Genomic DNA, 12,107 nt, shown 5'->3' on the forward strand with positions numbered 1-12,107 from the left:
GGACCCTGAATCAGCGCACACAGCGGATGAGTGGGTGAGCTTTCCCTCGGTGTTCGGGGATCTCCCGCCGGAATCCGGCGCGGGTCTCCTTCCGAACTCCGTCCGGCCGGTGTGCGCATGACGAACGTGCGCGGAACGGACACCGGCGCGGCGGCGCCCGCGCGGACGGCCGGTGAACCGGCCGTCCCGCTGGTCGCACGGCCCGGCATTGACAACATCGGGCTGGTGCGGACGGACGTGGCGGCGGGCACGCCCGTACGGGTCGCGCGGGGTGTGGTCCCCGCCGCCGACGACATCGCCGCGGGCCACAAGGTGGCCGTCTCCCCCATCGCCGCGGGCGCCGAGGTCCGCAAGTACGGAGAGGTCATCGGTGTCGCCGCCCGCGACATCCGGCCCGGCGAACACGTACACGTCCACAATCTCGGCCTCGGCGACGCCACCGCCCGCGCCGGGGCGCCGCGGCCCGCTCCCCCGGCCTGGCGGCCCCCGGCCGGGGCCACCCGCGACCACTTCCTCGGCTACCGGCGCGCCGACGGCCGTGCCGCCACCCGCAATTACCTGGCCGTGCTCCCGACGGTGAACTGCTCGGCGACCGTGGCCCGGATGATCGCCCAGGCCGCCAACGACCGCCACGCCGGGGCGCCGGGACTGGACGGCGTCATCGCCCTGACCCACGACCTCGGCTGCGGCATGGCCGAGGGCACCGAGGGCGACGACCTGCTGCGGCGCACCCTGCGCGGCTACGCGCGCCATGTGAACATCGCCGGTGTGCTGACGGTCAGTCTCGGCTGCGAGGTGAACCAGCCGGAGAACGTCTTCGGCGACGATCCGGCCGTGCGCACGCTCACCATCCAGGCGCTCGGCGGCACCGCGGCGACCGTGAACGCCGCCCTCGACCGCGTCGCCGAGATGGTCGGCGGCCTGGCGACGCTGTCCCGCGAGCCGGTCGGCCTGCACGAACTCACCCTCGGACTCCAGTGCGGCGGCAGCGACGCCTATTCGGGGCTGACGGCCAATCCGACGCTGGGCGTCGCCGCCGATCTGCTGGCCGCCGCGGGCGGGCGGGTCGTCCTGGGCGAGACCCCGGAGATCTACGGCGCCGAGCACCTGCTGCGCGACCGCGCCGCCACGCCCGCGATCGCCGAACGGCTCGATGAGTTGATCGCGTGGTGGCAGCGGTACGTCACCCGGCACGGCGCCGCGCTGGACAACAATCCCTCCAAGGGCAACAAGGCCGGGGGCATCACCACCATCTGGGAGAAGTCGCTCGGTGCGGTACTCAAGAGCGGGAGCAGCCCGCTCAACGGAGTCGTCGGCTACGCGGAGCCGGTCACGGCGCCCGGTCTGACATTCATGGACACGCCCGGATACGACCCTGTGTCGGCCACCGGCATGGTCGCGGGCGGGGCGAATCTGCTGGCCTTCACCACCGGTCGCGGCTCGCTGTTCGGCTCACGGCCCGTGCCCTGCCTGAAGATCAGCACCACCAGCCGGCTCTACCAGCACATGAGCGGCGACATGGACTTCGACGCCGGCCCGGCGATGTCCCGCGACGAGCACGTGCGGTACGGCACCCGGCTCTTCGAGACGCTGGTGGACATGGCCTCCGGCGCGCCGAGCAAGTCCGAGGCGCTCGGCTTCGGGGCCGAGGAGATCGTGCCGTGGCGCATGGGGGCCGTGCTGTAGGGGCCGGACCCCGGCGGCGGGTCAACGGTCGCTGTCCGCCAGGCGGTTCATGATCTCGGCCGCCTTCAGCAGCGTCCTGCGCTCGTCGGCCCGGAGCAGATCGCGTACCGCCGCCTCCAGCCAGGCTTCCCGGACGGCGGGGATGGTCTCGACCAGCGCCCGGCCCTCGGCCGTCGCGTGCAGGAGCGTCTTGCGGCCGTCTGCGGGGTCCTTGCCCGAGGTGATCAGCCCGCCGTCGCGCAGCGCCGCGAGCGTCTCGGCCATCGACTGCCGCCGTACGTGTTCGGCCGCGGCCAGATCACTCGCCGTGGTGGGGCCCTCGTCCACGATGCGCCCCAGCGTGGTGATCTGCGACCAGGTCCACCGCATGTCGTCCGTCGCCGACTCGGCCCGGAGCCGGGCCCGGAGCCGGGTCATGGCCTTCATCAGCTCAGCGGCCGTTCCGGCCTGCGGTCTCGGTTCGCTGCCCACCGCCCAAGACTATCCGGCGCGCGGCCCACCTGCCCGTTCTCCCCGTGGGTCCGCCGCCGTCCCCCGCGGCCTCCGAGGGTGACGGCGGGTCAGACCAGCGGCAGCAGGGCCCTGCCGCCCGCGGCGCCCGCTTCCGGCGCGGTGGCCGTGCGGTCCGCGGGGACGCGCTCCAGGACTCCGCCCGCGAAGACGTCGTAGAGCGGCAGCGACTCCAGGTGGACATAGCCGATGTGGCAGTCGCAGACGGCCAGCGGGCAGGGGCGGGGGGCCAGGGCGGTCCGGTAGGAGCCGTCGTAGAGATTGCCCAGTTCGGCGCGGACGAAGTGGCAGCGGCGGACCGTGCCGTCGCCGTCCACCGACAGGACGGACTCGCCGGTGCGGCAGGGCAGGCCGGCCGAGCGGTGCGGGTGGCGGCTGTAGGGGAAGAGCGGGTCGAGGGCCGTCCAGGCGTCGGCTTCCGCGTCGGTGTAGGTGTGGCCCTCGGCGGCGTTCACCCACAGGTAGACGTGGCCGGGCAGCGCGGCGCGCAGCCGGGCGGCGTCCGCGAGGTGTTCCGGCAGCCCGACGACGCCGACGCTGAACCGGACGCCGCGGTCGGCCACTTCGCGGGTCTTGCGCAGGAAGCGGTCGTACGGGGTCTGGCCGGGGTGGTAGGTGCACCACAGGGCGAGGGTGCCGGGGTCGGCGTCCGCGAGCCAGTCGGTGCGGCAGCTCAGATTCGTCTGGATGGCGACCCGGTCGATGTGCGGCTCGTGCGACAGCTCGGCCAGGGTGTTCCGGTACCAGGAGCGGACCAGGCCCTCGCCCCACGGGGTGAACAGCACGGACAGCCGGTCGCCCCGCTGCTCTCGCGCCCAGTGCGCGAAGCGGGCGAGCGCGGCGCGGTCGGCGCGCAGTTGCGCGGGGCTGTCGCGGCGCTTGGCGAAGGGGCAGTACGGGCAGTCGTAGTCGCAGGAGGCGAGCGGGCCGCGATAGAGCAGCGTCAGATCCATGGCGGCGTCCTCACTTCAGCTCGTACGCGGCCATCGCCGCCCGGACCCGGGGTGAGAACAGTTCGGGGCCGAGGGCGTCGGAGTGGGCGAGTCCTTCGGGGGACAGCCGTATGCGGCCGGTCGCGGGGGCCTCGTCGTCGAGCCAGCCGCGGGCCGCGAAGCGGTCGATCTCGGCGGCGAAGTCGGCGTGGGCGTCGGTGCCGAAGCGGTCGCGGTAGTCGGCCAGGGGCATGCCGTCGGCTTGCAGCAGCGACTGGAGCAGGTGTCGGCGGCGGGCCTCGTCGGCGTCGACCCGGCGGCCGTGGGCGGCGCGGGTGAAGTCGTCGGTGGTGGTGTACTCGTCGATGATCGCGCGGATCTCGCGCATGTCGACGGCGTAGTCGAAGGAGTAGTGCAGCGTGGAGGTGTAGGAGCGGGCGCCGCAGCCGAGGCCGATCATGCCGTCGGTCTGGCAGGCGTGGTCGTCGGGCCCTTGGGGCGCGGCGTCGGCCCGGCGGAACATCCGCATGGAGACCTGCTCGTAGCCGTGCGTCAGGAGGTGGTCGCGGCCCTGTCGGTACAGCCGCAGCCGCTGCTCGTCCCAGGCCGGGTCGCTGACGGCGGTGCGGCTCTCCAGGCCCGTCTTCGGCCGTACGTACAGCGGGTAGAGGTACAGCTCCTCCGGCCGCCAGCGCAGCGCGGCCTCCAGCGAGGTGCGCCAACTGGCCGGGGTCTGGCCGTCGATGCCGTAGATGAGGTCGATGTTGAGGACCGGGATACCGGCGTCGCGGACGCGGGCGAGCGCGGCTTCGACGTCGGCGCGGCGCTGGGGCCGTACGGCGGCTTTCGCCTCGTCGTCCACGAAGCTCTGGACACCGAGGCTGAGCCGGGTGGCGCCGCGGTCGGCGAGGACGGCGAGCCGGTCGGCGGTGGCGGTCGCGGGCGACGCCTCGACGGAGAGCGGGATCGCGCGCAGGTCGGCGCCCATCCGGCGCTCGGCGATGTCGCAGAGCCGTTCCAGTTCGGCGGCCGTCAGGAAGGTGGGGGTGCCGCCGCCGAAGGCCGCGGTGGCGAACCGTAGCGGCTCGGTGTCGCCGAGCGCGTCCCGGACGGCGGTGGCCTGCCGGTCGAGCGCGTCGAGATAGCGGGTGGTGAGCTCGCCGGGCGCGCCGATGCGGGTGAAGAGGTTGCAGAATCCGCAGCGGACCTCGCAGAACGGGATGTGCAGATAGAGCGAGAGCGCGTCCTTGGGCTCCGCCTGCCACAGTCCGCTCAGCGCGGGCCGGTCGGGCAGCGGGCGGTAGGCGGTCTTGTGCGGATACGCGTAGACGTAGCTCTGGTAGGGACTGTCGGCGGGGGACGCGGGCTGGTCAGGGGACGGCGCGTCGGCGGGCGTGGCCGTGGAGACCGGTGTGGTCGTGCTGGTCGGTGTCGTCGTGGAGATCGGTGTGGTCGTGGTGATCGGTGTGGTCGTGGTGATCGGCGCGTTCATGAAGACGGCTCCAGGAAGAAGTGGGCGTAGGGCACCGTCCAGACCGCCTCGTGGCCGAGGCGGTGACCTGTGTAGCCGTCGTCTCCGTAGGTGGTGCCGTGGTCGGAGCAGACGATGGCGAAGCAGCGGCGGCGGGCCGCCATGGCGTGGAAGAGACGTCCGATGTGCCGGTCGATGTACTCCAGCGCCGCCGCGTGCGTGGCGCGGGTGTCACCGGCCTCGCGGGTGGCGCCCGGTGTGTGGAACCAGTTGGGCTGGTGCAGCGCGGACGCGTTGAGGAAGAGGAACAGCCGCTGGTCGGCGGGCAGTTCGGCGACGACCTGCTCCGCGCGCGCGACCTGCGCCTCGAAGGAGGTGGGCGAGGCGACGCCGAACTCCGGCTCCCAGTGACTCTCCTGGAACAGTCCCGGCAGGACGTCGCCCAGCGCGCCGCGCTTGTTGAAGAAGCCGACGCCGCCGATGCAGACGGTGCGGTATCCGGCCGCCGCGAGCCCGGACACCAGGTCGGGCGTGTCGAAGACGTACGTGCCCGCCTCGGTGGTCTCGCTCCCGGCGAAGCGCGCGGCGAACAGCCGGGGGTGCGGTCCGGGCGCCGCCGGGGTCGGCAGGAATCCGGCGAAGATCGCCTGGTGCGAGGCGTAGGTGAAGCTGCCGGGCGCGTGCCGCTCCTCCCAGCGCCCGCCCGGCAGATGGCGCGCCAGATGCGGGATGCGGCCGGCCGCGGCCAACTCGGCCGCGACGTCGTGGCGGAGCGTGTCGAGGGTGATCAGGAGGAGGTCGTCGCGGCCCACGACCTCGTTCATGTCCGGGCCTCCGCCGTCCAGGAGGGCGGGCGCGAGCGCGTCAGTGGGTCGCATGTCGGGTCCTCGGCGCTTGGTGGTGCGACGGTTCGTGGCCTGCTGGTACGTGCCGCGCCGTGCGGTGCCGGTTCGGGCGGGGCTTGTTCGTGCGGCGCCGGTACGGGCGCGGCGGATTCATCGGCGGCCGGTTCGTACGCGGTCCGTTCATACGCGGCCGGTTCGTACGCGCTCCGTTCATACGCGGCCGGTTCGTACGCGCTCCGTTCGTACGCGACCGGTGCGTACGGTGGCCGGACTCCGGTCGGCGACGCGGCGCGGGCGCGTACGGCGGCGATCTGGGCGGCGTAGGTGTCCAGGCCCTCCGCTCCGCTGCCCGGCAGTCCGGTGAGCCTCGGCAGCAGGTCGCCGAAGGCGTTGACTTCGCCGACCGCGAAGCGCCGCCAGCCGATCGCGGGGAGCAGGTCGACGCCGACGCACAGCGTGCCGGGGAAGCAGGCGGCGGCCCGCTCGCAGATCTCCAGTGCCTGCTCCCACCGGACGCCCGCGGCCTCGATCGCGGCGCCGAGGTCGCCGCGCGCGCCGCCCAGGTGGAGGTTGGTGAGCGGCGAGCGGCTGGTGCGCACCACGGCGTGCGTGGCGCGGCCGTCGACGACCACGATCCGCAGGTCGGCGACGCGCCCGTGCAGCGACGCCTTGGGCAGCCAGCGCTCGATGTGCAGGCCGTCCGGTGCGAGCGCGTCGACCAGCGCGGCGATCTCGGTCTCGCGGGTGATACGGCGCACTCGCAGCGAATTGTGCAGGCGTCCGTCCGCCGACTCGACGGACGTGGTGGCCTGGACGCGCCCGCCGCCCGCCGTCTCCACGGCGAGCACCCCGGAGGCCGACGATCCGTGGGCGAGTTTGACGAAGGCGCGCGGCATGGCGTGCTCGCGCATCAGCGCCCGTACGTCGGCCCAGCCGCGCACCGCGGGGGCGGCGGCACCCGAGGTGGGCGAGGCGGGTACGGGCACCCCGGCCTCGGCCAGCCTCCGGTGGCAGCGCCGCTTGTCGAACAGCACCGCCAGTTCGTCCGGGTCGTCCAGCCGCCTGCCGCCGTCCAGGGTGCGGACGGCGGCGGTGAATCGGGCGTACCAGCGGGCGCTGCCCTCCACCCGCGTGGGGTCGTCCATGTCCCGCAGCGCGCGGTCCACTTCGGCGTCCTCACCGGGCGAGTCGAGCCGTACGACCTCGTCCGCCGCGAAGGTCGCGCCGCCCTCGCGCAGGACGTCGCGCCAGGGCACGACGCGGGGCGCGGGCAGCCCGGCCTCGGTCGCGGCGCGCGCGAAGAGACCGACCCGCCGGTTCTCCGGGTTGCCGACGACCGCGAAGCGCGGTTCATCTCTCACGTCACCTTCCCCCTCTCCCCTGGTCGCCCACGTGCCCGGCGCTGATGGACGGTCACCGGTCCGCCGCCCGGCGGTGGTCATCAGCCGGTCGGCGACCGGCTGGACGACTGACGGAACGACCGGCTACTCGCCGACGGCGACGAAACGCCACACGGTCTCGTCGTCGTCATCGACCTCCTCGTCGGCGTCGTCGCGGTCCAGTTCGACGTGGACGCCCGACGGTTCGAGGGCTTCCCGCAGGCGCCGGGCGACGGGCGAGGTGAGGTAGTTGTGGTGCAGGTCGAGTGTCTTGAGGTGGGTGAGGGGCTGGCCCGCGAGCAGCGCCGTGGCGCCCTCGTCGGTCAGCACGCCCATCGACAGGTCGAGGGTCTCCAGCCGGGCCACGACGGGCGCGGAGGCGAGGGCTGCGGCGATCTCGTCCTGCATCTCGCTGTTGCGCAGGGCCAGCGAACGGAGCTTGGGCAGCAGCGCGCCGGTGAGGAACGGCGCCAGGTCGGTGATCTCGCTGTCCCCGCCGTACTCGGAGGTGCCGAGCCACAGGTCGAGGTGTTCCAGCGCGGGCAGGTCGCTGGCGGCGATGCCGCGGACGGCCTGCGCGGGCATGCCGCCGGTCTCGACGGTGAGCGAGCGCAGCCGGGCGTGCGTCACGGCGGGGAAGGCCAGGTCCTGTCCGCCGCGTACCCCGAACGACTCCAGTTCGGGGAAGCCGTCGAGCAGCGGGGTGACATCGCCCTGGTTGATCCAGGAGATCTCGCACTCCTCGCCCACGATGTCGCCGAGGAACAGGGCCCGCAGCGCGGGCAGTCGGTCCTTCACGGACAGGATGGCCGCGATCAGCGGTTCCGGTCCGCTCTCGTAGGCTTCGCTCCAGGAACCGACGATCAGCGCGCGCACCCGCGTGATGTCGACGGCCTGGGTGAACCGGGCGAAGGCGTCCTCCCACTTCTCCTCGCTGTCGTAGGAGTCGACGCCGATCCGCCAGGCGGCGGCGTCCGCTTCCGGCAGGTCGGTGCCCTTGTCGTCGGGTCCGGGGAAGTCGAAGGCGGGCAGGCCGTGCAGCTCCCGCATGTGGTTCCCGATGGTCATGTCCGCCTGCTCCTGACGTTCGACATTCGACGGCCGTACGAATTCGGCCGCGGCGATCACCGGCCGATGTGTGAGCAAGTTCTACCAAGCCGCACTGACAACGGCTGCGGCCGGGCCGACTCTGAGCCGTTGTCAGACCCCGCGCCTACGGTCGGTGTCGACGCGGTGCACGGAGCGCCGCGCGGAGGGAGAGCGATGTACCGGCAGGGTGATGTGCTCATCGCGCCGACCGAGGAGTCGGCGCTGCCGCCGCACATGGACGACGCGCCGCAGGAGCCGCGGGACGCGCGCGGCCGGCTCGTCCTCGCGCTGGGCGAGGTGACGGGTCACGCGCACGCCGTCATGGGACCGGGACGGCTCTTCAGCCCGCCGGCCCCGTTCGCGCCGATGCTGCTGCATCTGCCGGACGGCGGACGGGTCGTGCACGAGGAGCACGCGGCGATATCGCTGCCCAAGGGCTGGTACCGCGTGGTGCGGCAGCGGGAGTACGTACCGGGCTCGGTCCGCGTGGTCGCCGACTGAGCGTCCCGCGGTGGCGCCCGGGGTCCGGGCGCGCGGGCACGGCAGGACAGCACGTCGAGGGCAGGGAGCAGAACTCATGGGAGGGGACGGCATGTCGACCGTCGAGCAGTGGAGGCAGGCCGCCGTGGCCACCGGATCCGCGGACCGCGCGGCGGCCGAGGCGGGGGTGCGGCTGGCGTACCGGCGCGCGGGGCTCGCGGAGCCGGAGCGCGTCCGTTGGGCCGGATCGCCGCGCGCGGCCGTGGCGATGCTGCGCGCGGAGGCCGCGCTTCAGGGGACGCGCGGCAAGGGTCACAGCGTGCGGGACGAGGTGCGCGGGCGGCCGTGGGCCGCGGAGCGGGCCCGGCTGCACGCGGCGCTCGGCCCCGCGGGCTGGAGCGAGCGGTGGAACGCGACCGGGGCGCGGCTGTGGGAGGGGACGCAGGCGCTGGCGGGCCGGATCAGGGCCGGTGTGGTCGAGGAGTTGGCGCGGGGGCGGAAGGAGGAGCCGGAGATCCGGCTGCTGCTGCTCGACGCGGTCCTCGGTCAGCACGAGGCGGCCTGGCTGTGCGCGTTCGACACGCAAGAGGGCTCCCCGCTGGACGGGCTGGCGGCGGTCGCCCGCTCGGCGGGCTGGTGGTGGCCGTACGAGCGGGTCGCGATCGTCTGCGAGCGCCCCGCCGAGCTGCACCGCGACGAGGCGGGCCGCCTCGACCGGGCCGACGGTCCCGCGCTCGCCTTCCCCGACGGCTTCGCGCTGCACGCCTGGCGCGGTATGCCGGTCCCCGCCGAGTTCCTGCGTGAGCTGGGCACCCTCACGCCGGAGCGGATACGCGGCGAGGAGAACGCGGAGCTGCGCCGCGTCATGCTGGAGCACTACGGCTACGACCGCTATCTGACCGAGTCGGGCGCGGTCCCCGTGCACCGGGACGAGACCGGCATCCTCTGGCGGATCGCGCTGACCGGGGACGAGGACGTGACGATGGTCGAGGTCGTCAACTCCACGCCGGAGCCGGACGGCACGAGCCGTACGTACTGGCTGCGGGTGCCGCCCGGCACCAGCACGGCGAAGGAGGGCGTGGCCTGGACGTTCGGCCTGACCGCCGACGCCTACGAGCCGCTGCGCCAGACCTGACCGCCGGACAGGCCCTAGGCGCGTTCGACGATGCGGGAGAGCTCGGCGTCCAGGGCGGACCGGACGGTCCGGGCGTCGAGCGGGGCGCGTTCCCGGGCGAAGGAGACGAAGCGGCGCACGGGGGCGGCGTCCAGTTCGACGCGGGCGTCCTGGCCGGGACGGCCGAGGCGGATCAGCAGCCGGGAGCCGGTTCCGGCCGAGGGCGTGACCCGGACGTCGCCGAGGCCGACGGCTCCGGTCAGGCCCCTGGCCAGCAGGTCCCAGGCGAAGATCCAGGTGGCGGTCTCGGGGCCGCCGAGGCCGAAGGTCATCCGCACGGCGAGGCAGTCCTGCGGGTCGTAGGCCATCCACGCCGGAATCCGCAGCCGGTGGCCGCTGGGCAGCGGCATCGACGCCGTCACCGCGTGGCAGCAGGAGTCGGGCATCGAGTCTCTTTTCGCCGAACGACGGGACGCGGCCGGTGGCGGTACTACCGGACAGGTCCTCGACCTCTGAGGCTCCGTGTGCCCCCGCCCGCAGATCACATGCCGCTCACATACCGGCCGCCGGTACGCCGCCCGGCGGATTTCCCGGCGGGGCATGGCCACCACGGGCGCGGGCACCCGCATTCCATGGAGGATGCGGAGATGGCTGATCATCACGATGTGCGCCGGATCGCGTTGACCCTGCCGGAGGCGGTGGCGGCGGACGACGGGATGTCCGTATCGGTGCCGAACGGCGGCAGGCACAAGAAATTCGCCTGGGTGTGGCTGGAGCGGACCGACCCGAAGCAGGCCCGCGTCCCGCGGACCGACGTGGTGGCCGTCCGGGTCGCGGGCCAGGAGGAGAAGGAGGCGCTCCTCGCCTCAGACCCGGCGAAGTTCTTCACCGAGCCGCATTACAACGGATTCCCCGCCGTGCTCGTACGGCTCAAGGCCGTCGCCGAGGACGAGCTGCGGGAGCTGCTCGTCGGCGCCTGGCGATGCCAGGCGCCGCGAGCCCTCGTGCGGGATTCCGATCTCTGAGACGGGTCTCCGAGACGGGCGGGGCGGGTCGCCCGCGCCGATCACTTGCGCCGGTCGGTGTGCCGGTAGCCGAAGGGGCCCGGCAGGTCCGCGGAGGTCGTCCGTCGTCCCGTGGTCGACCAGGTGCGGTGCGCGCCGCCTCTGCGTCCGAGCGTGAGGGACAGCGACTTCCGGTTCACGTTGATACGTACGCCGGGAAATATGTGGAACGACTTACGGAACGTCAGCGGCATGATGTCCTCCGGTGGTTGGCCTGTCGGCTCGTCTGCCCAGCTGACACCGCCTCACCCCGACGACTCCTGAACCGTCGCCGTCCGCCCGCGTTCCGACCGTTCGATACGGCCGAGGCCCCGGGCCGAGGGGTTCGGCAGAGGCGTTCGGCAGAGCCGTCCGGCGCAGTCGGGCCGCGGGCTCACCCAGGGAGCGGTGTTCGCTGCCGTCCGGACGAGTGACTTGCGGGCGCGGCAGCCGCCGGGCCGACGACGGGTGGCGAACTCTGAGTGCGGACACCGGTAAGGCGGATGATCACACTCCGCATGCCGGTGGGCTCAGTGCAGACCACCAGCACCAAAGGAGTACCCATGAAGCTCATGCGCAACGGCGCCGTCCTGGCCGCGCTCGTCGGCGGGATCGTGCTTGCCGGTGGCGGCGTCGCCGCCGCTGACGCCGACGCCACCGGCGCGGCCATCGGCTCGCCCGGCGTCCTGTCGGGAAACCTGATCCAGGTCCCGATCGACGTGCCGATCAACGCCTGCGGCAACTCGATCAACCTGATCGGCGCGCTGAACCCCGCCTTCGGCAACACCTGTTACAACGGCGGCGGTCACCACGAGAGCGCCGGCTGGGACGGCGCGAACCACGACGGCATGGGCCACTGGGGCCACGAGGGTCACGTCTGGCACCCCGAGGCCAAGGACGACTGCAAGTAGTCGGACCGCTTCCTGAGCACCCCGTCCCGGTCGCCGCCCGCAAGGGCCGGCGGCCGGGACGCTCCATGCCGGAACGCTCCATGCCGGAACGCTCCATGCCGGAACGCTCCATGCCGGAACACCGCGCGCCAGAACGCTTCACGCCGGGAGGCCGCGGGCCCGAACCCCTCGGACCCGGCCGCGTGAAGCACCCCTTTGGGCCCAACTCCCCCTCACCCGGGGCCGAATGCGTGTTCGCGTCCTTCAAGGGCAGACGACCCCCGAGAACGCACGTGGGTGGCCACGTACGACAAGAAGGGACGTCATGGAGATCTCCGGCATCATCAGCGCCATCATCATCGGCATTATCATTGGCGTGCTCGGTCGGCTCGTGGTCCCCGGCCGTCAGCACATCGGCGTCATCTGGACCATCCTGATCGGCATCGTGGCGGCCATCATCGGAGCCGCCATCGCCCACGGTCTCAACGTCGACGACACCAGCGGAGTCGACTGGATCGAGTGGCTCATCCAGATCGGTCTGGCCGCTGTCGGTATCGCCGCTCTCGACAGGTCGAGCCCGCGCCGTCGGTGATCCATGAGTCCTGGTCCCGGCCACACCCGGCATCTGGATGATATGAACGCAGGCGCCTTTCCTCGAGGAGTTCCGC

Annotated in this window: 13 protein-coding genes and 1 pseudogene; 6 read left to right on the top strand and 8 right to left on the bottom strand. The window is 73.0% G+C overall.

Annotated elements, in window-relative coordinates; translation table 11 throughout:
* Positions 1-117: 117 nt before the first annotated feature.
* Positions 118-1,686, top strand: coding sequence for a UxaA family hydrolase (locus ACIP4Z_RS27400; RefSeq protein ID WP_401312510.1), 1,569 nt, complete (start codon positions 118-120; stop codon positions 1,684-1,686).
* A gap of 21 nt (positions 1,687-1,707) precedes the next feature.
* On the opposite strand, the gene ACIP4Z_RS27405 is transcribed toward ACIP4Z_RS27400, so the two are convergent.
* From ACIP4Z_RS27405 to ACIP4Z_RS27430, 6 genes and pseudogenes are all read right to left on the bottom strand, one after another.
* Positions 1,708-2,157, bottom strand: coding sequence for a MarR family transcriptional regulator (locus tag ACIP4Z_RS27405; protein ID WP_355349027.1), 450 nt, complete (start codon positions 2,155-2,157; stop codon positions 1,708-1,710).
* Between the two features lie 89 nt (positions 2,158-2,246).
* On the bottom strand, positions 2,247-3,149 hold the full coding sequence (locus tag ACIP4Z_RS27410; RefSeq protein ID WP_401312513.1) for an STM4011 family radical SAM protein: 903 nt from the start codon (positions 3,147-3,149) through the stop codon (positions 2,247-2,249).
* Positions 3,150-3,159: 10 nt separating this feature from the next.
* Positions 3,160-4,620: an STM4012 family radical SAM protein gene (locus ACIP4Z_RS27415; protein ID WP_401312516.1), complete on the bottom strand. Its 1,461-nt coding sequence runs from the start codon at positions 4,618-4,620 to the stop codon at positions 3,160-3,162.
* On the bottom strand, positions 4,617-5,423 hold the full coding sequence (locus tag ACIP4Z_RS27420) for an STM4013/SEN3800 family hydrolase (RefSeq protein ID WP_401312761.1): 807 nt from the start codon (positions 5,421-5,423) through the stop codon (positions 4,617-4,619). Before ACIP4Z_RS27420 ends, ACIP4Z_RS27415 begins: the two co-directional genes overlap by 4 nt.
* 284 nt (positions 5,424-5,707) lie before the next feature.
* A pseudogene (locus ACIP4Z_RS27425) lies at positions 5,708-6,805 on the bottom strand (STM4014 family protein); the annotation flags it as partial.
* 123 nt (positions 6,806-6,928) lie between these two features.
* On the bottom strand, positions 6,929-7,891 hold the full coding sequence (locus ACIP4Z_RS27430; protein WP_391161836.1) for an STM4015 family protein: 963 nt from the start codon (positions 7,889-7,891) through the stop codon (positions 6,929-6,931).
* Between the two features lie 195 nt (positions 7,892-8,086).
* Here ACIP4Z_RS27430 and ACIP4Z_RS27435 point away from each other — a divergent pair, with 195 nt between their 5' ends.
* Complete coding sequence (locus ACIP4Z_RS27435; protein ID WP_188280697.1) at positions 8,087-8,413, top strand: hypothetical protein; 327 nt, start codon at positions 8,087-8,089, stop codon at positions 8,411-8,413.
* A 91-nt stretch (positions 8,414-8,504) separates the two neighbouring features.
* Entirely contained in the window at positions 8,505-9,527 is a 1,023-nt protein-coding gene (locus tag ACIP4Z_RS27440) for a DUF6745 domain-containing protein (protein WP_401312764.1), read from the top strand.
* Positions 9,528-9,541: 14 nt separating this feature from the next.
* Here the strand turns inward: ACIP4Z_RS27440 and ACIP4Z_RS27445 are convergent, their stop codons facing one another.
* Entirely contained in the window at positions 9,542-9,952 is a 411-nt protein-coding gene (locus ACIP4Z_RS27445) for an SsgA family sporulation/cell division regulator (protein WP_401312520.1), read from the bottom strand.
* A gap of 201 nt (positions 9,953-10,153) precedes the next feature.
* Between ACIP4Z_RS27445 and ACIP4Z_RS27450 the strand changes: the two genes are divergently transcribed.
* On the top strand, positions 10,154-10,531 hold the full coding sequence (locus tag ACIP4Z_RS27450) for an MmcQ/YjbR family DNA-binding protein (RefSeq protein ID WP_401312523.1): 378 nt from the start codon (positions 10,154-10,156) through the stop codon (positions 10,529-10,531).
* Between the two features lie 41 nt (positions 10,532-10,572).
* Here ACIP4Z_RS27450 and ACIP4Z_RS27455 read toward each other — a convergent pair whose 3' ends face one another.
* A complete protein-coding gene (locus ACIP4Z_RS27455) occupies positions 10,573-10,764 on the bottom strand; it encodes a DUF4236 domain-containing protein (protein WP_188283018.1) in 192 nt (63 codons plus the stop codon).
* Positions 10,765-11,112: 348 nt separating this feature from the next.
* Here ACIP4Z_RS27455 and ACIP4Z_RS27460 point away from each other — a divergent pair, with 348 nt between their 5' ends.
* Positions 11,113-11,460, top strand: coding sequence for a chaplin family protein (locus ACIP4Z_RS27460; RefSeq protein WP_391049870.1), 348 nt, complete (start codon positions 11,113-11,115; stop codon positions 11,458-11,460).
* A 304-nt stretch (positions 11,461-11,764) separates the two neighbouring features.
* Positions 11,765-12,031, top strand: a complete 267-nt coding sequence (locus ACIP4Z_RS27465; RefSeq protein WP_355348999.1) for a GlsB/YeaQ/YmgE family stress response membrane protein — start codon at positions 11,765-11,767, stop codon at positions 12,029-12,031.
* Positions 12,032-12,107 lie beyond the last annotated feature (76 nt).

Source organism: Streptomyces sp. NPDC088910, assembly GCF_044749865.1.
GTDB lineage: Bacteria > Actinomycetota > Actinomycetes > Streptomycetales > Streptomycetaceae > Actinacidiphila.

Coding starts and splice junctions, on each gene's coding strand:
- ACIP4Z_RS27400 (WP_401312510.1), top strand. CDS start 118: ATGACGAACGTGCGCGGAACGGACACCGGCGCGGCGGCGCCCGCGCGG.
- ACIP4Z_RS27410 (WP_401312513.1), bottom strand. CDS start 3,149: ATGGATCTGACGCTGCTCTATCGCGGCCCGCTCGCCTCCTGCGACTAC.
- ACIP4Z_RS27415 (WP_401312516.1), bottom strand. CDS start 4,620: ATGAACGCGCCGATCACCACGACCACACCGATCACCACGACCACACCG.
- ACIP4Z_RS27420 (WP_401312761.1), bottom strand. CDS start 5,423: ATGAACGAGGTCGTGGGCCGCGACGACCTCCTCCTGATCACCCTCGAC.
- ACIP4Z_RS27430 (WP_391161836.1), bottom strand. CDS start 7,891: ATGACCATCGGGAACCACATGCGGGAGCTGCACGGCCTGCCCGCCTTC.
- ACIP4Z_RS27435 (WP_188280697.1), top strand. CDS start 8,087: ATGTACCGGCAGGGTGATGTGCTCATCGCGCCGACCGAGGAGTCGGCG.
- ACIP4Z_RS27440 (WP_401312764.1), top strand. CDS start 8,505: ATGTCGACCGTCGAGCAGTGGAGGCAGGCCGCCGTGGCCACCGGATCC.
- ACIP4Z_RS27445 (WP_401312520.1), bottom strand. CDS start 9,952: ATGCCCGACTCCTGCTGCCACGCGGTGACGGCGTCGATGCCGCTGCCC.
- ACIP4Z_RS27450 (WP_401312523.1), top strand. CDS start 10,154: ATGGCTGATCATCACGATGTGCGCCGGATCGCGTTGACCCTGCCGGAG.
- ACIP4Z_RS27455 (WP_188283018.1), bottom strand. CDS start 10,764: ATGCCGCTGACGTTCCGTAAGTCGTTCCACATATTTCCCGGCGTACGT.
- ACIP4Z_RS27460 (WP_391049870.1), top strand. CDS start 11,113: ATGAAGCTCATGCGCAACGGCGCCGTCCTGGCCGCGCTCGTCGGCGGG.
- ACIP4Z_RS27465 (WP_355348999.1), top strand. CDS start 11,765: ATGGAGATCTCCGGCATCATCAGCGCCATCATCATCGGCATTATCATT.